Genomic DNA, 25176 nt, shown 5'->3' on the forward strand with positions numbered 1-25176 from the left:
TTATCTGGAAGACATTTCTAAGAAACTCTCCGCTCGTGGTTATGAGGTGCGTCTGGCTATAGCCGACACCATAGGAGCGGCATGGGGCATAGCCCGGTTCGGTAGCGAACCGATCGTCTCGTCCGGGCGCCATATTGATGCCCTCCTTCAGCTACCGCCACAGGCTCTCAGACTTTCGCCGGAGAACATCGAGCGCCTGCATAAACTCGGGCTTAAACAAATCCGCCAGTTTGTTAACATGCCGCGGTCAGCCCTGCGCAGGAGGTTTGGCGCTGAGCTTATTCACCGGCTAGACCAGGCAATTGGTCAGGAGATCGAAACCATAGAGCCTGTGACGCCCATAGAGCCGTATCAGGAGCGATTACCCTGCCTTGAACCCGTTGTCACGTTACCCGGTATTGAAGTCGCGTTACAGCGGCTTTTAGAGATTCTGTGCCTTCGTCTGCAGATGGAGCAAAAGGGTATCCGCGTGGCTGTACTCAAGGGCTACCGCGTTGATGGCAAAACTGAAAGTGTTGAGATCGGTACGAGCCGGCCTTCCCACCACGTGGAGCATTTGTTCAAATTATTCTCCCTTAAACTTTCAAGTATTGAACCGGCACTCGGTATTGAGCTCTTTGCACTGGAGGCAATCAAAGTGGATGAGCACAGTTCGCGGCAGGAGAAGGTATGGGAGACTACCGGTGGCCTTGATGACGAGCGCCTATCCGAACTCATCGACCGGTTGGCCAGCAAAGTCGGCATTGATAAGGTACATCGATATTTTGCCGATGAACACTACTGGCCGGAGCGCTCTTTCAAGCTCGCTCCATCCCTGCATGAATCTTCTTCAACGCAGTGGCATAAGGCAAGGTCACGCCCCCTGCATGTACTGCCTAAACCGGAGGTCATCGAGGTAACAGCGCCGGTACCGGATTATCCACCCATGCTATTCCGATACAAAGGCGAAATACACGAAGTAGTGAAAGCGGATGGTCCGGAACGGGTCGAGCAGGAGTGGTGGCTTCAAAACGGGCAGCACCGGGACTACTATCGTGTCGAGGACCAGGCAGGACGGCGTTACTGGATTTTCCGCCTGGGTCATTACGAAGACAAACTATACAAATGGTTCATACATGGATTTTTTGCATGAGGGGAAAGGACTATGAGCTATATCGAACTACAGGTAACAAGCAACTTCAGCTTCCTGCGCGGAGCATCACACCCGGAAGAGTTAATCCAGCAGGCGGCTGCACACCAGTATCCCGCCATCGCGATCACGGACCGTAATACCATGGCCGGAATTGTACGTGCCCATACAGCTGCCAAAAAATCCGGGGTCCGGTTCATCCCAGCGTGCCGTCTCGATTTACTTGATGGGCCAAGCCTGCTTGCCTTCCCAACCGACAGCGAGGCCTATGCCAGGCTCTCAGGGCTCCTGACCCTGGGTAATCTTAGAACCGAAAAAGGGAAGTGCGATTTATATAGATCTGATTTATACGGAAACCTGGCAGGCGTGAAGCTGATTATGCTGCCACCAGATTCACTCAATCGCGCCTATGAGTTCGATGCACCTTTCAGGAAAGTAGTGGGCGAATACAGGGATGCGTTTGGCCAGGAGCTCTACATCGCGGCTACCCGCTGGTATAATGGTGACGATGCGAAACTGCTACACCGTATCCTGCAACTCTCCAGACAATTCGGTGTGCCGATGGTAGCCACCAATGACGTGCACTATCACTATCCTGGTCGCCGTGAACTCCAGGATACAGTCACCTGTGTTCGCGAGAAATGCACCATCTATACTGCCGGTTACCGCCTGCACCCAAATGCCGAACGGCACCTCAAAACGGTAGAGGAAATGCAACGTCTTTTCCGGCAATACCCCGATGCAATCCGGCAAACTCAAGCCATCGCAGAAGCCTGCTCATTCTCACTCGATCAGTTAAAATATCAATATCCTAAAGAGATTACCTCTGAGGAACGTACGCCTCAGGAGGAACTCACATACCTGGCCTGGGATGGCGCGCGAAAAATATATGGTTCCGACATTCCGGAAAAGATCAAAGCGAACATCAACTACGAGCTGACCTTTATCGAGCAGATGAACTATGCCGAATACTTCCTGACGGTATATGACATCGTTCGTTATGCGCGCAAAGAGAAGATACTTTGCCAGGGGCGGGGTTCGGCGGCAAACTCAACGGTCTGTTATTGCCTGGGCATTACCTCTGTCGATCCGTCCAAATTTGACCTGCTCTTTGAACGTTTTATTTCTTCAGCGCGCAATGAACCGCCCGACATCGATGTGGATTTTGAACACGAGCGTAGGGAGGAGGTCATGCAGTATATCTATCAGAAGTATGGCCGGAGCCGTGCTGCCGTAGTAGCCACGGTAACGCAGCTGCATCACAAGGGAGCCATCCGCGATGTAGGCAAAGCCATGGGCCTTTCCGTGGATACCATCAATCACTTATCGGCGCTCGTCTGGGACTGGATGGATGAAGGCTTCGATCGAAAGCGCATCATCGAACAAGGACTAAATCCCGATGACAAGACCATTGTAAAAGTGCTCCAGCTAACCTCGCAGTTTATGGGCTTCCCGCGCCAGCTTGGACAGCACACCGGTGGATTTGTGATCACCAATAACAAACTATCTGATCTCTGTCCAGTACTCAACGCGCGCATGGAAGACCGCACTAACATCGAGTGGAATAAGGACGACATCGAGGCACTTGGGTTTATGAAGATTGACGTACTGGCGCTCGGCATGTTGACTTGCATTCGTAAAGGATTCGACCTGGCAAAAAAACATTACAATCTTGACCTGACGCTGGCAAACATTCCGCAGGACGATCCGGCGGTTTACGAGATGGTTACACATGCCGATACGATCGGCGTATTCCAGATTGAAAGTCGCGCGCAGCAGTCCATGTTGCCGAGGTTGAAACCCAAATGTTTTTATGACCTGGTTATCGAAGTGGCCATCGTAAGACCGGGCCCTATACAAGGCGACATGGTGCATCCCTATCTGCGCCGGCGAAATGGTGAAGAGAAAATTGAATACCCGTCCGAAGAGTTGAAAGAGATTTTGGGACGCACGTTGGGTGTTCCTCTTTTCCAGGAACAAGCCATGAAGATCGCCATCGTGGCGGCCAAGTTTTCACCAACGGAAGCAGATGAACTACGCCGCGCCATGGCAACCTTTAAAGCCAAGGGTAAGATCTCATACTTCGAGAATAAACTTATCAAAGGCATGGTTGCCAACGGGTATAAACTCGAATATGCACAGCGGGTATTTAAGCAACTGGAAGGCTTTGGTTCGTATGGATTTCCAGAGAGTCACGCGGTAAGCTTCGCTTTGCTGGTATATGTTTCCTCCTGGCTGAAATGTTACTATCCCGATGTCTTTGCATGTGCCCTGCTCAACAGTCTGCCGATGGGATTTTACCAGCCTGCCCAGATTGTCATCGATGCGCAACGGCACGGCGTCGTAGTGCGTCCGGTGGATATCAACTATTCCCAATGGGACTGCACGCTGGAAGAACTGGATGGAAAGTACCATGCCCTTCGGTTAGGACTCCGCCAGGTGAAAGGACTCAAGGAAGAGGATATGACTGAGCTGATCCGAGAGCGGAAGACCGGCTATACTTCCGTCCAGCAACTTCGTGATGCGGGTATATCCGAGGCTGTATTGGAACGCCTGGCAGACGCCGATGCGTTCCGATCGATGGGCCTCGACCGAAGAAAAGCGCTCTGGCATGTATCAACCAAGGATCACCAGGAGGCTGTCTTATTTTCCGATCAAAGCTTGAACGAGCGGATTGAAAAGAACATCGTCCTGCCGGAGATGCGGCTGTCCGAGCATGTTGTCCATGACTACGCATCGACGACCCTGTCCCTGAAAGCACACCCCGTGAGCTTTATCAGAGGGCAACTGGAGCAATTCCGGGTAGTGACTACCGCTTCCCTGTCTACAGCCAGGAATGATGACTATGTAAGGGTAGCGGGTTTGATACTGGTGCGGCAGCGGCCCGGAACGGCTTCAGGAATATGCTTTATTACCATCGAGGACGAAACCGGCACGGCCAACCTGGTAGTCTTTGCCAACATGTTCGATAAATACCGCAAGGAGATCGTTCAATCCAAGCTCATCATGGTGGAAGGCAAGGTCCAGAAGGAGGGGGAGGTCATTCACGTCATCGTTCAGAAATGCCATAACTTTTCAAGGCTCCTGGGACACCTGACCGCCTCAAACCAGCCGAATCTGGCGTCCAAAACGTCACGGTCTGATGAAACCAGTTCTCCATTTCTGGAAAAACGGGATGCCGGCAACACCGTCCAGGGGGTTATCCCGGAGGGCAGGAACTTCAGGTAGGAGTGTCTGGCTTTTTGGAAAGTTTTTCCGGGCCTTCGGAAAATAGATTTGCTTAATTGATCCTGACCTTTTAAGCAAATGAGGCTTCAAATCGATCCCGGATTTGCCTAAATTTAGTTCGATGACCGATTTCAATTTCGCGATCTTGGGCAACTATATGGCATCGGGGTACCGCTATCTCCTTTACCATAACTTTGATCACTTTGCCATCCTGGTGCCCTGCAATCAGGATATAGCATCGGACGACAATGCTTATACTATCTCGATCACCGATGAACAGGTTTTCGAAATGGCTTTTGGAATAGACGAATTTTCAATCTATGTGTTTCTTTAAATCCGAAGTCGAGCGCTATAACGAACTGATGGAGCACTATTCTGCCTCCTTTCAATCCATCACCGAAGAGATGGAATTGGTAAAGGAGAAATTCAGCATCATGCTTAGCAAAGACGATGCTCTCAAATCCATTGGAATGGATCATTCGAACGAGTTGTCACAACAGCTCATCAAGTATACCGAAAAGGACGCGCTGCCCTCACATCTCACCAAACAGGAGCTTACTGAGATGCGTTGGTATCAGCGATTTCTGAGTGCCTACGGTAATAACACAACCTATGAGCGTTGGTACGAAAACGGTTTTGATTATTTCCCTACGCATGTTATTACTGCAGGTGAGCCGGACAAGTTTAAGCTGTTCCGTTGGGGATTGATACCTTTTTTTTATAAAGAAGTAGACAAGGCAATGCAGGTGAGACTTAATACACTCAACTGCATTCATGAAGAAATGTGGGACAAGCCCTCTTTCCGGGATGCCATCAAGAATGGACAACGATGTCTGATACCTGTGAAAGGATTTTTTGAATGGCGATGGCTTGATGATGCAGGCACCGTAAAAGTGCCTTACTATGTGACTGTGAAATATTGGTAGATAGATTAGCGACATTAAAGTGTTTGCTAAAAAAGGTCATTGTTTTTATGATGGACTATATGATCTGCGCAAAAAGGCTGCGCAGATCTGCTATTTATTGCGTTGAATTTAATTACTGAACCATGTCAAGCAAGACCTTCCTTTCATTAAGCAAAGCCGAAAGTATGTCGGCCTACAGGCAGATACTGGAAAATTCCGATGACAAATGGGAAACCTCTAAAGCACTAGCAATTAAAGGAAAATATGGAGACGCCATGTTCTCGGCGATCGTGAGCATTGAAGAACTGATTAAGTCTCTTATCGTACTCTTTAACGGACGCGGCTTTGAGTTCGGGAAAGTTAAAGGAATAAAACGTTTTTTTAAGAGCCATCAGATACGTCACTTCATGGGGTACGCGATGTTTGTCATTAATGTTTTTTCCGAAGAGGTTGTTTTTTTTCTACAGAAACTCCGTGCAAATCCTGAAGAGGGCTTTGCTTTTGTGAATGCGGTTATAGACAATGACGAAAAGGCCCATCTCCTAGTAAAGGACTATGGCTTGCGAATGTTTGAGTCCCTGGCGAAGGAATTTGAATGGTTTTCGATGCTGGAAACCTTTCGGCAAAACGGTATGTATGTCGATTATCAGGATCAACTTAAAACTCCCATTGCAATAAGTGAAAACCAATATGCCGAACTATATAGTAGATTGGAGAAAGTCCGCAATGTTGGGTTAGGTCTTGTTGAAACTCTAAACTCCAATGAGGAACTCTATGTCAAGCATTTCGAATCCCTTCGGGGACAATTCATTAGAGACAATTACTACGAGAAGATTGAAACTGCATTGACACAATTGGGCACTTTTAGGGACCCTTTTGTAGCAGTCAGGTTGGCGTTTAGCGGCTCACAAATCCCGCCTAAAATTAACCTTCAATAACGATTATGATTATGATACTGTGTGAAATTGATATTCTACGGATTCCAAGTTAGCTCTCGAACTGTTAACAAGTTCAGATGCATATTTTTTTACCTTTCATTACACATTAGCGTGCTTAATATTTTTTAGTAGCCTAGCCAGTCTGTGTTCGATGCGAGCCAAATCATCGCTTGAATACTCAGATAAAACTCGTTTTATTTTTTCGGGATCCCATTTCCACCAGGGAATTGGCTTTAATCGTTCATTTAAAACGTTGCAGATAAATTGCCTCCAGCTAGCTTCTTCTTGGGAAATGGGTGTGAAATGGAAAGAGTCGCTTGCTACCGCTCCGTCGTCAAAATTTACTTGTACAGATACCGTGATCTGCCCAGATTGCTCAGGTATGTCAATTATAAATGAGGGCTCGTTCATTTGTTCACCTGCAGCGGGAGATGCTCCCAGCGCTTTCCAAAGTATTGTGTAGTTTGCGGCGCACACATTATTGGTTAATTTAACTATGAACTTGCAAGTGGAACCTTCGATCAATGCCGATACGCAATGATTTGGCGCAGGCACAACTATTGTTGCTGAAGGCGCGGTTTTGGGCAAAGTTGAATAGCATAATTGTACGGTAGCAATTTTGTTGATACTGTCAATTGTTAATACTTTTACCCTTGAATATGGGCCGTTGCCGATCTCAAAAACGTCGCCTTCTAAAAGGGAGAGTTGTCCCATCGATCCTTTCATTAGATATGAATGGGTATTTAGGGAATTGTCGCCAACAAGATTGGGACTGTAATATTGACCGAATTCCTCGTTGCCACTGAATCTATGAACCAAAATCGCTGCATTCAGAATCCCAGCATCCCATAGTTCAGGAACTCTGAACTCGACCAAATAAGGACTGTGATTTCCAATACCTGGAAGCTCTGCTCCTAAATAACCTGTAAGATTTCTTTGGTGTAATGGGCGGAGTCTTATTGTGTGACTAAAATCACTGTTCGTTTGCGACTTCCAAATGCGACTCTCATCTAGCCATCCTCGCCCTCGCATATTCCATGCATTTAACCCAGGCCCCTTGGCGCAGTATTCCACATCGGAGGAGCCGAATGCCCAGCCCACAGTACTCATGATGTCCCATCCGTCTTGGTAGTCAACGTTTAAATCTTCTTGACGGGAGTGACCAAGACCGTAACCATGTCCCATTTCTTGTCCAAAAACTTCAGTGCCGTTACTCCCCGGAGCACGCATTCCGAGTGTGCCATCGAAATTCCGACCATCAACACGGCGCCAGTCAGCCACCATCCATCCTTTTGTTCCTTGTGCTTCCCCTGTGGCTACGTTCATAATGACGACCACACCATCGAAATTATTAATAAGCACCCCCGCGTCTTTAGCGGCTTGAATCGCTTTTCCAATTCTTTTTCCCTGATCAGGAACATCATAGACAGGACCGTCCTTAGTATATCCGATTATGTTTACCTCTATTGTGTACCATCCGAAGACTTTTGAATCACTAAGGTCAAGGCTGCCATGTGACATGTCGGAGAAGAATCGAACAACATTATTGCCAGCATCGGTCTGGGTGAAAAAGTTTTCACATACTGATTTGAAGGGTAGGACCCCTGGGGCATTTGGGGGCTCAGAGGAATCGTTTTTGAACTTGCAGAGGAGTATGGCCCACGAGGATTTCTTTGGATCTTTTATTTTAAGTGCTCGTATGAAGGGTATAGTTCCTGGGCCTGAAGAGTTAAAGGCATAACAAGCAATACCTTCTGATTTATACCCGTATTTAGCTATGGCATTGTTTGCTTCATCTTGTGAGATTGTGTAAAAGTGATCGCCATTGCTTTGATTGTACAAGCGATAAAGGGGCACTGCGCCCGGCGTTGGTGAATCAAGTACAAAGCAAGCAATTCCTTCGGAAATATATCCAAAGGTATTAATTGCATGGATTGCTTCATTCTGTGACGTTGTGTAAAAATGGTCTCCGTTTTTTTGGCTTAATAGACGCAAGAATGGTGTAGTTCGGGGTGTTGCTGCGTCGAAAACATAACAAGCTACACCTTCTTCAATATAGCCGTAGACAATTGAAGCATTGTTAACTTCCCTTTGTGAAGTAGTATAAAGATGGTCGTTTATCATGATGGAGTATGTTTTAAAATGAACTTAGAACCGTGTCACTTCAAGCCAATAAAAATGCCCATCGATTCCCTTCCTTTTTGGAAGAGAATGGATGGGCTCGTATGTTAAATTTATAGATAAGTTGAGTGGAAGAGAAACTTTAAACGCGAAAGGTGGCGAAGACTAAGGCACGCCTAGAAAAATTTAGTTCCATATCCGGTCTAAAGCTTATTCTTCAGGAGATGCGAATAATGTATAGACAAGTGTTGTCGTGACTCTCTATTTAACCACTTATCACGGTTAAACGCGAGCTTAATGCTGTACTGGACAGATTAAACCAGACAATTAGGAGGTGGTTGTGAATCTACACATGTTTTAGAATGACAGCGAACGATTCGCGGGGAAATGAAATGCCACTGAATTCAGGGGAACAAATTTTAGTCAGAAATAAAGCTTTCCTGAATTTTTTTGATTTGTTCTTGTTGGTACCTTTCAAAGGTATGCGGATTACTTAAGATTTCCTGCCAGGCGTCGTTAACAATTTTCGAAATAGGGTTCGTGTGCTTCTGAACCTGATCGGAATACGATGCTAAATCGATGTCCTGACAATAGCCATATACAACGTCCGCGAGCTTTCGTAGCAGATCATCTGGATAAATGTATTTGTAGTCTGGGTGCTTAGTGTAGTTCGTGTGGTTGATGAAATCATCCCAACTCGCTTTAATCTGATCGCTGGCACCTTTGTGACCTGTTTTTTCAAGCATAAAAAACACCGCTCGCATTCTTGATTCATCCGATGGATGACTATACGAATCTGAATACACATCTTTGGAACCATCGTTAATGGCTGCCATCTTCATATTGGAATAGGCGAATGCTGGACCACACAAATAGGTCCCAATCATATCGCAACCAAACTCTTCTATCCAGGATTCATCCCATCGCTTCCTTTTCGAATTAAAAAAGGGCACATAGTGGTCGCTGGTCTTCTCATCGTAACTTTGGTTTATCTGATCGTGAAAGTACTGCTCTACCGCAGGCCAAATTTCATTCTTCACAATTTCAGGATACTGTTTAAAAATCAAATGCCCAATCTCATGATAGAGATCAGGCAAATTAAGTAAGTTATTCTCTTCGCCGAACGGTAAACCGATTACTTCAAACACTGGATGTACCCAAAAATAGTTATCTGAGTTACTGATTGTAGCCAACAAAGGTGGAACAGAGAGATGTTGAATTTCATCATAGATGCGAGCTATCTTATGGTGAAAATAGATTTCAGGACCGTTGTACTTGGTAATTACCTCAAAGCGCGCGGCCTCAATCGTCTGAAAGAACTCATTGAGTTCGTTGTATTCGGACATGTTATTGAAAGCAATCGATTCAATGTCCAAATCTCCACTGCTAATCTTTTGCTGTAAAACATCGCGTAGGTCTTCCAGGTAGCCAATTGTGTTAGGCACGAAAGATTTTTGAATGTTGGGATGGTAGGTGGCCGAATTTAAGATATTAATCATCCTTAACACACGAGAATCAAAGTCATGATATAGTCCTTTGATAAAGGGAATCATTTAATGCATCATTTTCATTTTTTTGAACAACAGGTTTCTCTCGTTATCTAAAATAGAAATTATCTTGTCAAGCGTCACAAAGTTTGTTCGCGTCAGTACTTGACCCTCATCTAAAGAATGCAAGATGCTGTCAATCTCATTTCGGTCAGTTTCGTTTTTTAACACCAACGTCTGTAAGGCAGATGACTCGGGCTCTCCGGTAAAGACATTACTTCTCTCTGTCGTCGCAGCAACCTTGTCCAGTTCTTGGAGAGACTCTCGCAAGTTTTTCTTCGCGAGTTCCAGCTCGTTAACCGACACGTTTAGCTTGGGATATTTGATCTTATTCTCATCGTCTTCCAGAAGCGATTTTTTCTTAAATACGATTACCGACTTGTTGACTTTAGACGCAAACGACGCCATGTCGTTATATCTTTTGGTGATCAATGTTGTCTCACTCATAGCTTTATGTTTTGGATGGAACTTCTTCCTCATGCTCTTCAAGAGCGTATTCGGTCATTTGATGGGCAAACGGTCTGATCATCGTGTCAATAAGTTTCAGCACGATAGGAAGCGAACTTGGCTTATCCGGAGCAGAGAAGGCCATTATACATTGGTTGAAGATATCATGCATTACTTTTTCTAGCTCTGCATCTCCTTCAATCAACGTAATGTGGATCGGATGAACTGTGCCGTTTATTTTGAAGGGGTATCCTGTTGTGAACAGAAAACCCGTCTGACTATTAAACATTTTATAAGTGCCGGATATTGGATTGACCAGCGAAGGAAAACCTTGAGATTCGAGTGCAATCCGATAGGGGATCGAAGTGCTCTTGTGTATGTCCACAATACCGAATCGAAATGAACTCTTATTGATCAAGTTTACCTTTGCAAGCTCATCAATCACTACTTTGAGCGCCTTTGGTTCTTCTCCGAAGCTACGTCCGTCTCGAAGTAATACTATACCATTTGGATTCTTTGCATACTGCGGGATGTGCCGTTTGAGATTGTCAAGCAATCGTTCAGTAATAACACGCGCGCTAATTTTCTCATTTCGATAGGTCCCGGTCTTGCTTGACACTTCGGCAAAGTCAAAAACAATTTTCTCGCCATTCCGATAAAAGAATGTGAAGCCGGCGTAATGGTCATGAACATCAAGACCAACGTAAATGTCATAATTAAGAGCCTTAGACAAGGCATAGGGCCACTTTTGATTAATGATTAAATGTTCAAAGAACAAATTAGCAACATAAGATTTGTACGATCGTAGACGCTCTTCGACAAGTCTATAGATGACCGCACCCTTTTCAATGTATCCTCTGAAAAAGGAAGTGATCTTGTGAGATGCTGCACACTGAAACTGAACGCTGCGATAAAAGTTTTTCTTAACGCAGTCATGTAGATTTTTAATGTATTTACCTGAGCTTTCGTTTTCTTCGGGTAGTATAAATAGAGCCTTGCCGTGGGTAACGTTGTTCGCGTTGAGCGCCTTCTTTAGTTCTTGATACTGTTTGTAAGCACTGCTAGAACGGAGGTCCTTATAAACAATAGGAACAAATCCATCGAATTGTTTGGCAAACACTTTCATGTCATGATTTAACGTCTGGCAGATTGTTTTACCCAACGTGAAGTCAATCGAATCTGGAATTAACAGATATTGTGGATTAAACAAATTGTTATTTAAGATGCCATGTCTGATAATGTTTGCCTTTCGCATTCTTGGAAAATCAGCAATGTTGCGCTCATAATACTGATCAATTGTGAATGTTTTTGTTTCGACATTCCCGTTATACTTTAGGCTGGGCAACGGAAAGATTTTTAGTTCTTCAGAGTGCGGACGATCGTCAATATTTAACGTTGCTCCGTTGAATCTAATGCCCGTAAAATTATGCCGAATATATGAGCTCAAAAATCTGAATCGGCTGTCTGGATTTGTCAATGTTTTTGAATGCATGCCATTGACAAACTCCATCGATGTCGAGTAAACTAATTTTGCCAAGCACGCAGCACCGTTAAGATACTTCGAGGTGTTACCCGGGTAGTTAAAAATTAGGGTTGGCGTGTCTGGAAAAAGGTGTTTTCGCATATTGAAAGTTTCCGATTTCGTGCGCGACAATGCCCACTCATATACAGTAAATCGCTTTCCATCGTGCGGAAAATCGTGTTCCCGAATAGATTTTCCAAAACCGGCGATTTGAACTTGGTACCAGCTATCGCCCCCAAAATACAGACACTTTTTTCCCTGCAGTTTGTTCTTGATGGTCTCAGAGTTTTGCTGTTCCATTCGCTCGTGCAGAAATTTTTTGTCTGTGTATTTATAAGCCAGATCAAGAGATATATAAAACAGGTTGTCAGAATTGTAAAGGACCTGGAAATTAAAGCCACCATACACATCTATTTCAGAATGTGGGTCATTATACAGGGGCTTGCGTAGGAAATATTGTTGCGAATTAAAGCGCCAGATAGTAGGTAAATTTCCAAGATGCTGTTTGATTGTGAATTCCAAGAAACGTTTTGACAACTCAATCTCCTCCAAAGACATTTTTCCAAAATTCAACTTATAGACTTCAGGGAGAAGAGTTAGCTTGGCATACATCGGTGCCAAGGGTATTTCGAGGAATTCAATTTGACTGTCAGCACGCACGGCAATGTGGAGCTTTCCATCCTTGTGATATGGAGCCACGGGGCCAGCCGTTCGCGAAGCAGCCTTCATCAACACCTTCTCGAGGTTTCGATTATTCAATGCAGGATCGTTGTCGATTTCCTGCAGGTCAAGCTGCATCAGCTTAAAAGAAAAGCTTAAGCTGCTCTGATTTTTGATCTTGAACAGCGTTGTTGTGTTTCGCCTTGTTGCTTTCATACTTACTTGTGAGTTTCTCGATACACACCATTCTGAATTTACAGAACATGCACGTAGTTTCTTTATCCGTTATGGGAAAGTCGTTAATATCCAAATTATCGAAGGACTGGTCCCGAGTGAGTAAGGAGATATCCTCACCATTTAGATATATGAAGTCGATGCATTCATTGACAACTTGTTGATTGAACAAATGCTCTTTCGCTGTTTTCTTAAACAAGTTAACTTCGATTAGGCGAATGTCATCAAATGTATACTTTCTTCCGCCTTGCATTGTTTTCTTGCGATAAACGTCGAATACTGTTATTCCACCGATGACGAGCTGCCGTGAATAGTCGCTAACATCACTCTCCGACACTTTCCAATCCAGGACCACCAATTTGTCGTTGACGATCATGAATAAGTCCAATTGAGGCTTAATAAACAGATTCTCGAATTTAAAACTCCATTTGCCCATGTTTGGAACAATCAACGAGGCCGAGAAGAGGAATTCTAGAAGGCTCTTTCCGTCGGGCATCATGATCGTTGGAATGCCGATTATAATTTGACGGATTGATGTATATACGTCCTCAATCTGTTGTTCTGAATATGTTTTGTTCAATAAGTGAACATCAAGTACGCAATAGTCAGCTCCAATTTTCTTTTCCGAATTTCCCTTCACGGCGTACAACCCTGACTTTGAAAATTGATATTGTCGCTGTGCTAAGGCGACCGCAGATTCCGCTAAGGACTCGAAATCGACTTTTTGCTTAGCTTTAATACTTGGCATCACCTCCAACTCCATGATTTTATCAACAATTGAACCTCGCCACATGACTAGGTTCTTGGATTTCTTTAATTCGAAGACTCTTCTACGAAATGGGTTAGCAAAGCCGTGAGTGGCCGCTATGTACTGAAAAAAATACATGCGAGTACATCTCCGCAATGTGCTCAAAGCCGAGAACGACCACTTACGTGTTTTTGCTATGATTCCCATTTTCTTTAGACTAATTGCTCTAATCGTGACAGGTACTTTTTGAGCGCCTCTTCATTTTGGAATAGCACCTGGCTTTCAGTCAAACTGTTCTTTACATTTACTGAAGAAGGTACAGGAACGCTTTTCCTTCGATACGCAAACCTCGTTGACCCCAATGAATAAGCTGAAATTGTGTTTTCACTTTTCAAAAGTTCGAAAGTCTTCAAGATGGACTGACTTGCGCCGGCGAACGATATTTGCAGCACTTTGAGTAAATTCTTGAACTGCATAACAGGCACACTGTTTGCCAGTATCCGATCCTGTTGCAGTTGTTCAATGGTCGACAACGACAAACCAGATTCAGCAGCCAATGCGTCAGCGGTCTTGTTCGATGACTTCAATGAATTCGTTAACAACTCACCAAAGGAATCGACTTTGAGTTTCTGGTATAATTCCTCAATCATCTTATTAGCAAATTGTTCTGATGGTTTAACTGAATATTCAGTCGATAGAATATGAAATAAAGTCAGACCTTCAGAAGAAGGTAGCCCGTCCTTTTCTGCAGGGAGAGCAGAGAGCTTCAACGCTTCATCGATTGGATCAATTTTAACTTTTTCATTTTTCATGATTGTAATATTATGCTTGTAGCAATTTTATAAGTTTATTTTTGGCCCGATGATGTTTCACCTTGAGTTGGTTATTCTCAATGTTCAACATCCCAGCTATTTGATCATATGTAAATCCATTTGCCTTCAGGAGCAAAAGTTCTTTTTCTTGCTTCTCTAACTTTTCGAGAGCATCCTCCAGAAATTTTAGCTTTTCGTTGGCAGTTTCTCCGCTCTCCAGGTAGTCTGTAAAGAAGTCATTTGAGAATGGTTCTTTGATTGTCAGTGAGGGTTCGTCATCAGGCTCGGAGTACGAGGAGTAGACTTCCTCCACCGAAAGAAAATCATAGGTGTTGGCCTTGCGAATCTTTCTATAGTATTGCCTTAGGAAATTCGTGAATATCTTGAACAATAGATTGTCAAAGTGAGCCTGTGATTGGATTTCATAATCTCCGATTTTCAAGAGAATTGTTTCCAAAGTCTGGTACACGATGTCCCAAGCTTGATCCTCATCAAACCCCCAATTTTTGATTGCGAAGCCATAGAATTTCTGCCCGTAAGTATGAAAAAGCTCTTCCCATCCTTTGCGGTTCTTTGTCTCAATGAGCGATATGATCTCCTGATATGTCATGGTTCTATGTCTCTCTAATAGTTATATGCAATGAGGTTACAATGTTGAAGAAGACCATTTTGGCTGAAAAAGAGGCCATTTGAGGGCAAAAAGGGGCAAATCCTTTAAAAAAAAAGCCCCACGATTTGTGAGGCCTTTTTCCTTTTTTTCAAAGTTTTAACCTTGCATTCCTACTATGCCATTTTCATCAAGAATGACAGTCATTTTCTTATTCGCTTGGCGGTCGTCAGCCTTTTTATCAGTCGATTTGACCAATTTGACCGTGATTTTGCCAGATCGTTCTTCTTTGGCCCGATTTGTTACCTTTTCTTTGAATTGTGTCATTAAGTCTTGATCGGTTGATTCAGTTTTTCCGTATTTTTTTTTCAATAGTTTTACGGACACTTTGCTTTTTACAGCCGAACTAATTGTGTCGACCGTTACCTTCTGATATGGCTCTGTCACCTCCATGTCCTTCATTTTATCTTTTATGATTGAATTGGCTTTTTTGTCGTCCATAAAATCTCCTTTCCTTCTTATTGTTGATGAAATATACAAAAAATTGAGTTCAAAATTTCAGCTACCAACCTACTCCTAAGCAAACGAATTGACGAAATATTTTCATTTCAACTGCTTCGTTAAACGACTGATTATCAGCAAATGGCATTCCAGACGCATACTTTTCACGGGCTTTAAATAGTGCCAAGGATGGGGAATAGCCATCTTTTATCCCCTGCCAAAAGAAGTCGTGCATAGGCTGACCGAAGTATTTGTAGGGCTTCTTACTGGGAGAGTAATGGGACCCTGTGCAACCCACAAAGGCCAGCGCACCGGCCTTTATATAGCTTAACGCAAGTGATTGCTCCGGGGTTCTGGGCCTAATAGAAACGTTCGCTGGTTTGCGACTTGCGATCGGGAGTGCCGTTAATGCCCCCCAGCAACATCCGGAAAACACAATTGTACCATTAGCCGCATTGGGGACATTGGCAATATTAAACGCTTCGTATGGACTACCGCCATCCTCTTCTCCCCAAAAGGTTGTTCCATCTGTGTCAGAACCATGTAACATAAAATAAACGGATCCGGACGCTGAGTTCGGTTGAACCTGTTTTGGACTAAAATGTTTGCTTATTCCGATATTCACCCCCAACGGCCCGGGGATTAAACTGTAAACTGATTCAGCGAATGGTCGGGCAATGTTTCGCACACCAAATCGCATCCCGGCATTATGTGGATTAGCTTTAAAAGCATTCACGAGAAGCTCAGCACTTCGTCCATCGGGAATGCGACTAAGTGGATATTCAGGAACGGAGTCACCATCGATATCTACCAGGTAGTCATCTGACCATACTATGAAATCGTCTGCATCATAGCCCTCATATCCATCGTCAACCACACGTCGCCGCAAATCTAGGTCCAATACGTCTAGTTGCTGAGCAGGAATTACGTCATAACCGCCAACCACGACGACACCCTTGGTGGCCTTGCCTAATTTACCATGAACAGCTTCTGCTATCTGGTTTAGTGTCCATGTAGCACCAACGTTAACTGAGGAAGCGCCCGGTATCGAAGTCAAGAATTTCATGATACCTGAGGCCTCTTGTTTTCCAATATTAAGTTCGAGTTTGTCTGAGCAAGTCACAAACAACAAACCCGTGTACCTAGTGTGATCCGTGTTTGAAATCCTGTTGACGCTGAACGTTTGATCTATCGTTCTGGTCTTTTTTTTTTGCGCGTCAATATCAATCGTGATTGTTACGCGCGTAGACTCGTGAGGAACCTTTGTGATAACCTCAACGATTCCACTCGTAGACTCTTGTTGAAATACCTCCACTTCCGGCTGCGCGAAACCAGTCGTAGCCGTTGGTTCTTTGGTCTCTACTTTTGCGGCCTCATCTTTTTTTGTATTCGGAGTGAAATCATTGAATCGGCCTTTGCTAATCGCCATCTGCAATTCGCCGCTCTTCTTAATAACAGAAATTAATCCGTTTCGATCCGTCCGGGCATAGTTTAGAGAGCCTTTCTTAGCTTTAAGGATGTCGAGAACGCCCGGGTCAGGATGTGTGGTGTCATTGGTTCCTCCTGAGTGAGCAAAAAGCTGTGTCGATTCGCTCCATAAACCAAGAAGCTTGTCGTCAAGTCCATTATAACTTGAATGATGCGATAATTTGATAAAATCATAAGGCCCTTGGTCGTTCACTTTTTTGAGGAGGGACTTCATCTCCTCACTCAAGCCAGGAACTTCGGCTTTTGCGAATTGCATGTCGGCTGTCAACAAAGCAGACCAGCCGTCGCTACTTACTGACACAACGATACTTTGATCGTTCTTTGCTGCTCCTGGTCCAGGGCGATCTTGTTCTCCGATTGCATCCTGAGCAATTTTGCGCGTCAGTGTACGGTAAATTTCGCCAAGCGATGACGGCTCAACATCGTCCGTAATATCAGAGAAGTTATCAATAAGGTCACTTGCTTTTGACTTTTTAAGCAGATCAGCGCACAACTTAAGATGTCCTTTTGTTGGTCCGAGAATCTTCAGTCCGAGCTCCTTAAAATTATTCTCAACCTTTTTGACATTGGGATCATCGACGCCGGTGTAGAAAAACAACGATCCTTTGAGAGATTTTTTTAAGGTCTTGATCATGTCTGCATACTTATCCTGAAGCCTTGCGGCATCAAATAGGAATTGCTCCAATTCGTCGTCAGGCAGGTCCGAATGATCCTCCTCTTGCAGAGCAACATTGATTGTCTTTTGCGCATCTGAAGCTCCCGCTGTGCCATTTTCCGCGAAACCGATCTTAGGATCTGCCAACAATGCCATCTTCGGTTGAAGGTCGCCAGCCGCGACCAACGCGGGCAGGCATCCAATGTGATCGCTGTGGCAGTGAGTGACGATTAGTAGGTCTGGTTTGAAGGGGGGATTCTGCTTTAGTAATTTCTTTAGTTGTGATGCAATTCTTGAGTCATCACCCGGATGTCCTCCATCGATGAGGATCGATTTTTTGTTGTTTGTAATTAAAATACAGTCACCATACTTGGTGGTGCCCATATCGAGAAGATGTATTTCCATAGAGTAGGGGTTTTATTCTAAGCACATTCACTTGACCAGTCCGAATTGGCGGTAATCAGCCTGCTAAACTCGTTGTTGGGGATGTATTTCAATTGAAGATCTGGAGTGCCGAAGTCAATCGTATCGCCCTTGGCATTGGTGATTTTGGTGGAGTCCTGGGCAAAGGAGACGTGATGGGGAACAATACAACCATACAAATGCAAGAATACTTCAACATCGGGACGTTGGTTTAAACGGTTCGGGGTGGTCAAAAAAAAAACATCACTCTTCTTTCGATGGCTTCGAAACAAGAGTGATGGGCTCACTTACACGAATATAATCAATACCAGCGATGCTTCAATGTTAAATGGTGTAAAAATCGAGGAGCGAGGGGAGCTTCTTAACAAAACCCGAACAGGAACGCCTTTTTATAGTATTGGAGTTTAAACGCATAAATTAATAGTACAATTGTACTACGTCCTAAACACAGTGTGTTAGAAGTAGAATCGGTAACTTTTCCATAACGTACTTCAAGCTATGGCAATTCTACACTATCCAAGAAATGGCCCAATTTCAGCGTTGAGAACCACGCAAATGCTCTTCTCTATAGCTGCGATTAATGCCTTTATTTTGTTCGGTATTCAGGTATATGGGCAATCTATTGAAAATAGGTTATGGGTATGCGTTGCGAAGACGGTTAACGAGAAATTCTCCTTAAGTGATAATTGCAGGCACTTTACACTAAAGCTCGTGCCCTCAAACAAAACCTTTGAGCAACGCGGTGAGAAAATGGTGCGTGGAAGCTACGAACTCAGTAACGACAAAAAGACATTGACGCTGAAGTCCACCTACAGCCAGGTTTTTCGCGTTGAGCAGCAGGGAGAATTGATTGTGTTGATCGATCAGTCCGAAATTTATTTGACCAAATCCAAGTTCTATTTATTTCCAAAGTGAACCGAGATGGAGATTTCCCCTTTGCATTTTCTGACAAGTACAAATCAAGAATTGCTCGCAGGTGTTGTAAACTGCCTAGAATTCATAAGATCTAGTCGGAAAAATTCCATCGATGCTGGGGTTTAGCAAGAGATATTGCCCCCAGATTTCTACTTAAAAGTCAATTTTAATCAGAAATTTACCGATCGAGCGCACGTTCTAGCAAGCGGCCGGATCATTTATAATTACAATTTTGTGACATGAATGGCTATTATATTCCGTTTATTGAAAGAGGCGAGAATTGACATTTGAAATACTTAGAAGCAAATAAGCGTGCTTCACTATGTGCTTTTAACTAGCTTATAAATAGCTGCCATCATTTGTTGAAATAGCTCGGCATTTTTCTTTATTTTGTTTTTAAACGATGCCAATTGTGGAAGTACGCAAAAAGTTGTTGGCTTGCAAAGGCAACGGTTAACAACAATTTTCATTATCTCCTTGCTAAACTGGGTTTCCGGATTTTTCAAGCAGTAGAATACCGTTGAAGAAAAAAGATCTGCAATTTGCAATTCTGGCATCTGAATCGAATCGCCATAAGAAATCTTGTCGTCAAGCTTAAAGCCGAACTTGGTCCCAAGAAAATCACCAGTAGCCCCGGATGCACCGATTTGATTCAGACTGTGAATCAAGGGATCACGTTCGAATACTTTTGAATTGTCACAAATGACCTGAAGTGATTTTCCTTCCTTGGACCAGTCTGTTAATATCCCAAGCAAGGAATTCATTGTCAGCCCTAGTATCCATGGTTGACTCTCGCCATCGGCCGTCTGGATTTCATCAAGAATTATCTCTGGTTTGTGCGTGATGATATCCAACAACCACTCCATGACTGCATCATTTTTCGAAATAGAATGTAAGCTAGCTTCGTCAAATGTTTTTTTGCCTCTCATTAAGAGCAGAAAATTCTGAAATAGCTTTTCGGCAGATTCCTCTTGACTTAGAAAGTTTGCATAAAGAGCAGAAGCCAAAAACAGGTGAAATTTTGATGCGTAGAATAAGTGATTCGATGGCAGGTAAGGCTCAATGCCGTACTCAATGATTTTTCCAGCCAACGCATACTTTTTATCGTGGTATACAATTCTTGCACGTCTACCGTACCTGGAAAAAATATGCTTGATAACTGCTCGTCCTTGCCTAGTATTCACGAGGTGTTTGCCTTTGATCTCATTACTCTGGACGTCCACGTTCGATCGAATGTATCGAATTATAGAACTCGTTGTCTTTTCGTCCAGATGCACACCCGCATAGACAAAATAAGGCTGATCTGGTTGCAGCAAATCTGCCCCGGTATAGCCTGATTCATCGCAGTAGATCTTCATTTTTACGTGTTTCATTTGTATCTAAGAGTTTCCACCCCAACCTTAATTCATTATTCTAGTGAACATTTTTACTAGGTGTTGCGCGATATCTCAAGATTGTTAAAAGTTTTGGTAAGCGGTTTATCGTCGCCCAAAATAAAAAAGCATCTCCACAGCTTAATGAACGACATTTACGAATCCACGTCAAAAGGTCATGATACATTAGCCGATTTTGTCCACACTGAATTGTCTCATTGGTTGTCATTGTAAAATGTCCACTTCAGTTTCAAGGGTTCATTTGCCTCATATTCCTTGGTTTTTTGTCGTAGTGGTTTCCGATGTTCTGCGCCACAAATAAACAATGCTTTGTCAAACGCGTATTGTCCACTGTAGTAGTATATGGCTCTCAACATCTCGTTCTCACGTTTCTCATGAAGTGCCTTTTCAGTCCTATGCTCGTTTAACAACTTTACGTTATTGGTCTGCGTCAAAAAAGTTTCTTCAATAATTCGCATTCTATCCAGCATCTCTATGCATTCATTGCTGTTCAAGAATTTGTACCCGTCTTGGCTAAGTCTTAGTAGTTTATTGTTCCATAGATCACGGTATTCGCTACTGCCGTCCCAGATAATTTGCGCATCACTAAAAAGGTCAGTCTCTTTTATTGGGTAATTGTCAACCGGGAAATGCTTGACCGAATACTTTTGTAAATAATTTTTGATTGTAATTGCCTCTACTGTTTGCGGTTGATAGTCGAAGGAATAAATTACTTTGAAGACTTCATGAGAAAGTTCTTCAAAAATTATATTCGGTCGTATTTCTTCGATGATCTTGTACAACTCACCAGGATTACACTTGCCATACATTTTATGGAAAGAAGAAAGTACGGTGATATTGAACATGACAATTTACTTCATCACTTCTTTTTCTCGGTCCCGTTTGCAATCGCATCGAGTCCAGCTTCAGCCTTTCTTCCTTCCTCCTTTAATACCTCTTGGGATCTTTTCTCCAAGGTCGCTGCTAGTTTAGAGAAACCAGGTATTTTTGAAAGGCGTGTGACAGCATTTGTCAATTTTATACTCTTGTCTAATGCATCCATAAGTGGATGATCTGATTTATTATAATCAGAAATCAATTTACCGGGATTCTCCGAGTTTACTTCAAGAATATTGTATAGAAGTTTTACACGAAGATCAGCTGACACATCCTTGTCATCAATTGTATTAATTTGTTTTGACAAACCCTCAAAGGTCTTGCTCAGTACCTCTTTATGACTATACTCTTCTATCAAGCGTTTTGCAAGATTCATTTTTCTATTTGCGGAATAAGCAACCCACAGGACTGGAAGGTAAAGTGGTAAGATGGCAAGTACAATTCTCGGAACTCTGAATATAACCTCTTCTAATGGAATACCTTGAACTATTGAAACGACACTGATTGCAAATGGGATTAGTGAAATGGTAATTAGACCACCTATTGCGATGTTAAATGACTTACGATGACTAGTATTTTCTTCTTCCTCCTTTTGTTTCTTTTCCGAATATGCATAACTAAGTCCTGTGGTCAATGCGTTTGGTAATAGATTCTCAATTTTCTGTAGCACACCATCATAGTCCTGCGTCCATTTTGAAGTCAAGCCTGAGAATTCTTCTTTCTTCTCCTTTGTAAAAGTATTGTATGAATTGCTAGTTTGCTCTGACAACGCCTGCAACACTTTCTCAGAATCTGATATTTTTTGTTTTAGCTCATTGTAGGACTCTTCGAGTTCATCCTTCAACCCCTTTACCTTAGTCTCTTCTCCGTCCTCGTCTTTTTCGGTATACCCAATTATTCTATAGTATAGCTCATCTATTTCTTTTTTTCTATCAGTCATAGACTTGTACAAAGAACTCAATTTCGAATCATAGTCATCTCCCTTTTTAAATGCCTCTTCTAGTTTAACGAGCTTCTCGTCAAGTAATGGCTTTCCATCAAATACTTTTTGGATTTCCCCAATTTGCTCCTCGACCGACTTCGCCTTAGTTTCAATGTTCTGGTAAATTTTTTGGATAAGATCATTATTTGCCACCGAGGACTCTGAATTTGCCTTGATTGTGGTGTACATTGACTCAAAGGATTCATAGCCTGTTCGTAGTTGTACTAACTTGGTTTGAGTCTCTTTTAGATTTTGCTCGATTATGTTTTTTGATTCTTCACTAGAATTTTTAAAGCTAGTAGCATTTTCAGCGGATGTTTTAGCTTCTAACTCGTAGTCGGACGTTTTCTTTTTTAATTGAGATTCAAGGTCGGTTAGCCTAAGCCAAATTTTTTTTCGCTCCTCATCGAGGTAATCAAGTTTATCTTTGCTCATTGGTTTATGGGTATGGTCGTGAAGGAATTAGCATAACGAAGAAGTAGATCAACTCAAGATTAATATCACCTTGTTGACTCCAGATGGGCATTTGATCTGCCTGAAGTCAGATTCGTTGGGCAGGGAATCCTTCCTAAGGTAGTGCTTTTACTTAAAATCTCAATATGTGAAACTGGGTCCCTGCCAACCGTCCCCTTCAATTTCAATAGTCTTGAAGGAATTGGCTCTTTTGCTTGCTTTGGTGTCGTGATGGAAATAGCATTGGCGTCGTAACTATTTGATTAACAGTGTATATATAATGCTTTTGAAAAGTTCGACAATGTCCGAGAGGTCTACTTTTATTCGGTAGTCATGAAATCGTCAATGTCTCCGAAGACAGCGATTGTGAGCTGGACATGTAAGGGATTGTCGGAATCAACATGTAGGGTGAATTTAACGCCACCTGGCCTCTGTGAACTAAATCGGGTGGCGTTGTGCTCGCCCATTCAAAGGCCTCTGAGGGCTTATGAGCAGGACTACCATGGATTTCGCTGAATGGGGTGTTTCCTTATATGTTCCTCCAACTCGAAGACTGAAACATATGTCTTGCGTTCAGTAGTGCGCAACGTTATATATCCCTTGTTATGGTAATTATATAGTGTCTTCTTCGAAATGTCATATTGCTTGCACACTTGGTTCAGAGGTATAAATTCCTGCCGGTGTAAATTGGATTCCTGAATGGCAGCCCTTATCAAAGGAGGGAGTAGGCGCGTAAAGGCTCGCGTGAAGTAGCTCTCAAAAATTTCCCTTACGAATTGCTCCCTTAAATCCATTTTCTATGCTACTGTGAGGTGGTACATTTAGAAACGTCACAGTAAAAACAGGGTTTGTTATCACGATCGCCCGTGATAACAAACTATAGCAAAGAGTATTAAAAGCCACTAAATTTCGAAAAGTTTTTTTTGATCGATATGGGTTGGTATTACGTAGACAATTGTATATCAAGTAATGCCCGCTCTATGCTTTTCTATTTTGACACCTGGGTCGCTAGCCTTTTCGAACATTTCGTCCCATTTGTTATTCGCTACGTCCATTGATTCTTTGTTGACATCAACATAGCGGCTATATGCTGCAAATGTTTTATGGCCTGTTCTACTCATTGAAGTCTTCACTGGAATACCTAGGAAATTGTCGATCGTTGCTGCAGTCTTGCGCATAAATTTTGTGGAGAAGATATCCTTCAAGGGAACCTCTTCGACTTTAACTAGCTTCCCATATTCGTTATACCTTGGGATGAATTTTACCTCGAACCATTTCAGTTTATAGGCTATACTTTTCAGGTTTGTATTCATTCTTTGATTGGTGGGAACGTGAGGAAAAGTTGAGTACTTGTCAAGAATTTCCTGACCGAATTTATTCGCAAGTATTTCCTTATGCGCATTTCCGGTCTTCGCTTCAAAATAGGTGATCACCCCTTGGTTGAGATTGAAGCCATGCTTGCGAAATGACTCGGACATCTTTTTAAGATCTCCATGCCTTGGCCCACCGATGGATACACCAAAGACAAATAAATCCCTTGTTCTTTGGAGCTCCGGGTATTCGGATAAATCAAAATTATAGAACTGCAGGAACTGTTCAACGGATAAGCCAATAGGATCACCATACCGTGCTTTGACTTTTATTTTCTTGTGACTTTTTGGTACCTCGACCTCCTCATATTCTGCTTCTATCCAATTCAGGAATACTCTTAGGTTTTTGAACTGTTTGTGAATCCCTGATCCCTTGATTTTTTGACTTTTAATATAGTCCCTGAACTCTTCGAGTTTCGATTTAGTGATGTCCTGAAGAAAAAGTATTCTACTGTCAGAATTGAATCTTTTGAAGTGTCGCCATGTGGCTCGATATGAATTGATCCCTTCGCCGATTTCCAATTCTTTACACTTGATAAAGTGATCATACCAAGCATTAACAGTCTTTGATTTAACGTCAATAGCGCTTTCATCCTTGGTATATTCCCTCTCGACTAAGTCAGGAATGGGATGGACTTTATTGGTGCCGCACCGTTCGATAATTCCGTTCAACTTGTCCTGAATTGATTTCAAGCTTGCGTTGTATGCCAGCTGTCTCTTTTTCTGCTCTGGGGTTAACGGTGTTAACGCAGTCAGCTTAAAAAGCTGGATATCAGGGTCGAAGCTGCACCCTAGCTGGACGGGATTTACTTTCAGCTCGGTATTAAACCGCCAATGTTCGCCGTCATGGGTATACTGGACCAGAATTGGGGCCTCCCCGAATTTGTCGAGGTAATCCTTTTTGATGAAAATGTTGACTTTTGCCACTTTGCCTTCGGGATTATTAGTTGGGAACTAGTAATCGGAAAGCCCATTTTTTGAACGTATGGGCTATCCCGAAGGTATCGCAAGTGTTTGATTGTCATGTTTTTAGTGTACTGATGCGTAATAGAGAGGAATGACGTGAACGGTATAGGAATACGCTCGAGACCTCTGAAAGCCTTGAATATATACAATATTCGAGGCTTTTTTATTTAGCAGGTTAACAATCAGGTTAACATTTTATTTTTTTTAAAGCATAAAAAAAGCACCAGTTAAAGTGCTTTTCTTTTTTTTGGTAAG

The 25176-nt window shown here is 43.0% G+C and carries 19 protein-coding genes and 1 pseudogene; 6 read left to right on the forward strand and 14 right to left on the reverse strand.

Annotated elements, in window-relative coordinates:
* The 5 genes from VIN08_RS01940 to VIN08_RS01960 form a co-directional block, all read left to right on the forward strand.
* Positions 1 to 1132, forward strand: a 1132-nt coding sequence (locus VIN08_RS01940) for a DNA polymerase Y family protein (protein ID WP_331959395.1), incomplete at its 5' end; no start/stop codon positions are given.
* Between the two features lie 12 nt (positions 1133 to 1144).
* Entirely contained in the window at positions 1145 to 4357 is a 3213-nt protein-coding gene (locus tag VIN08_RS01945) for an error-prone DNA polymerase (RefSeq protein ID WP_331959398.1), read from the forward strand.
* Between the two features lie 121 nt (positions 4358 to 4478).
* A complete protein-coding gene (locus VIN08_RS01950; RefSeq protein WP_331959401.1) occupies positions 4479 to 4691 on the forward strand; it encodes a hypothetical protein in 213 nt (70 codons plus the stop codon).
* On the forward strand, positions 4678 to 5283 hold the full coding sequence (locus VIN08_RS01955; RefSeq protein WP_331959404.1) for an SOS response-associated peptidase family protein: 606 nt from the start codon (positions 4678 to 4680) through the stop codon (positions 5281 to 5283). Before VIN08_RS01950 ends, VIN08_RS01955 begins: the two co-directional genes overlap by 14 nt.
* A 122-nt stretch (positions 5284 to 5405) precedes the next feature.
* Positions 5406 to 6200, forward strand: coding sequence for an AbiV family abortive infection protein (locus tag VIN08_RS01960; protein ID WP_331959407.1), 795 nt, complete (start codon positions 5406 to 5408; stop codon positions 6198 to 6200).
* Positions 6201 to 6299: 99 nt separating this feature from the next.
* On the opposite strand, the pseudogene VIN08_RS01965 reads toward VIN08_RS01960, so the two are convergent.
* The 9 genes and pseudogenes from VIN08_RS01965 to VIN08_RS02005 form a co-directional block, all read right to left on the reverse strand.
* A pseudogene (locus tag VIN08_RS01965) lies at positions 6300 to 8330 on the reverse strand (hypothetical protein); the annotation flags it as partial.
* Positions 8331 to 8740: 410 nt separating this feature from the next.
* Positions 8741 to 9874: a hypothetical protein gene (locus VIN08_RS01970; protein ID WP_331959411.1), complete on the reverse strand. Its 1134-nt coding sequence runs from the start codon at positions 9872 to 9874 to the stop codon at positions 8741 to 8743.
* A complete protein-coding gene (locus tag VIN08_RS01975; protein WP_331959414.1) occupies positions 9875 to 10315 on the reverse strand; it encodes a hypothetical protein in 441 nt (146 codons plus the stop codon).
* Positions 10316 to 10319: 4 nt separating this feature from the next.
* Positions 10320 to 12713, reverse strand: coding sequence for a hypothetical protein (locus VIN08_RS01980; RefSeq protein ID WP_331959417.1), 2394 nt, complete (start codon positions 12711 to 12713; stop codon positions 10320 to 10322).
* Positions 12640 to 13686 (reverse strand): PD-(D/E)XK nuclease family protein, encoded by a 1047-nt coding sequence (locus VIN08_RS01985; RefSeq protein WP_331959420.1) that lies wholly within the window; start codon positions 13684 to 13686, stop codon positions 12640 to 12642. Before VIN08_RS01985 ends, VIN08_RS01980 begins: the two co-directional genes overlap by 74 nt.
* Before the next feature lie 5 nt (positions 13687 to 13691).
* Entirely contained in the window at positions 13692 to 14291 is a 600-nt protein-coding gene (locus VIN08_RS01990; RefSeq protein ID WP_331959423.1) for a hypothetical protein, read from the reverse strand.
* A 10-nt stretch (positions 14292 to 14301) separates the two neighbouring features.
* Entirely contained in the window at positions 14302 to 14901 is a 600-nt protein-coding gene (locus VIN08_RS01995; RefSeq protein WP_331959426.1) for a sigma-70 family RNA polymerase sigma factor, read from the reverse strand.
* Between the two features lie 156 nt (positions 14902 to 15057).
* A complete protein-coding gene (locus VIN08_RS02000) occupies positions 15058 to 15399 on the reverse strand; it encodes a hypothetical protein (protein ID WP_331959429.1) in 342 nt (113 codons plus the stop codon).
* A gap of 61 nt (positions 15400 to 15460) precedes the next feature.
* Positions 15461 to 17947: an MBL fold metallo-hydrolase gene (locus VIN08_RS02005; RefSeq protein WP_331959432.1), complete on the reverse strand. Its 2487-nt coding sequence runs from the start codon at positions 17945 to 17947 to the stop codon at positions 15461 to 15463.
* A gap of 516 nt (positions 17948 to 18463) precedes the next feature.
* Here VIN08_RS02005 and VIN08_RS02010 point away from each other — a divergent pair.
* On the forward strand, positions 18464 to 18880 hold the full coding sequence (locus tag VIN08_RS02010) for a hypothetical protein (RefSeq protein ID WP_331959435.1): 417 nt from the start codon (positions 18464 to 18466) through the stop codon (positions 18878 to 18880).
* Positions 18881 to 19200: 320 nt separating this feature from the next.
* On the opposite strand, the gene VIN08_RS02015 is transcribed toward VIN08_RS02010, so the two are convergent.
* The 5 genes from VIN08_RS02015 to VIN08_RS02030 all read right to left on the reverse strand — a co-directional run bounded on the left by VIN08_RS02015 (position 19201) and on the right by VIN08_RS02030 (position 24882).
* Complete coding sequence (locus VIN08_RS02015) at positions 19201 to 20253, reverse strand: DUF3800 domain-containing protein (protein ID WP_331959438.1); 1053 nt, start codon at positions 20251 to 20253, stop codon at positions 19201 to 19203.
* Positions 20254 to 20468: 215 nt separating this feature from the next.
* The gene (locus tag VIN08_RS02020) at positions 20469 to 21119 is read right to left on the reverse strand and encodes a hypothetical protein (RefSeq protein ID WP_331959441.1); all 651 of its coding nucleotides are present in this window, start codon (positions 21117 to 21119) and stop codon (positions 20469 to 20471) included.
* Between the two features lie 14 nt (positions 21120 to 21133).
* Positions 21134 to 22567 (reverse strand): hypothetical protein, encoded by a 1434-nt coding sequence (locus tag VIN08_RS02025; protein WP_331959443.1) that lies wholly within the window; start codon positions 22565 to 22567, stop codon positions 21134 to 21136.
* A gap of 515 nt (positions 22568 to 23082) precedes the next feature.
* Positions 23083 to 23379, reverse strand: a complete 297-nt coding sequence (locus tag VIN08_RS28610; protein ID WP_414693232.1) for a helix-turn-helix domain-containing protein — start codon at positions 23377 to 23379, stop codon at positions 23083 to 23085.
* A 168-nt stretch (positions 23380 to 23547) separates the two neighbouring features.
* Positions 23548 to 24882 carry a site-specific integrase gene (locus tag VIN08_RS02030; RefSeq protein ID WP_331959445.1) on the reverse strand — a complete coding sequence of 445 codons (1335 nt, stop codon included), beginning with the start codon at positions 24880 to 24882 and terminating at the stop codon, positions 23548 to 23550.
* Positions 24883 to 25176: the final 294 nt, after the last annotated feature.

It is taken from the genome of Ohtaekwangia sp. (genome assembly GCF_036568665.1).
Taxonomy (GTDB): Bacteria; Bacteroidota; Bacteroidia; order Cytophagales; family Cyclobacteriaceae; genus Ohtaekwangia.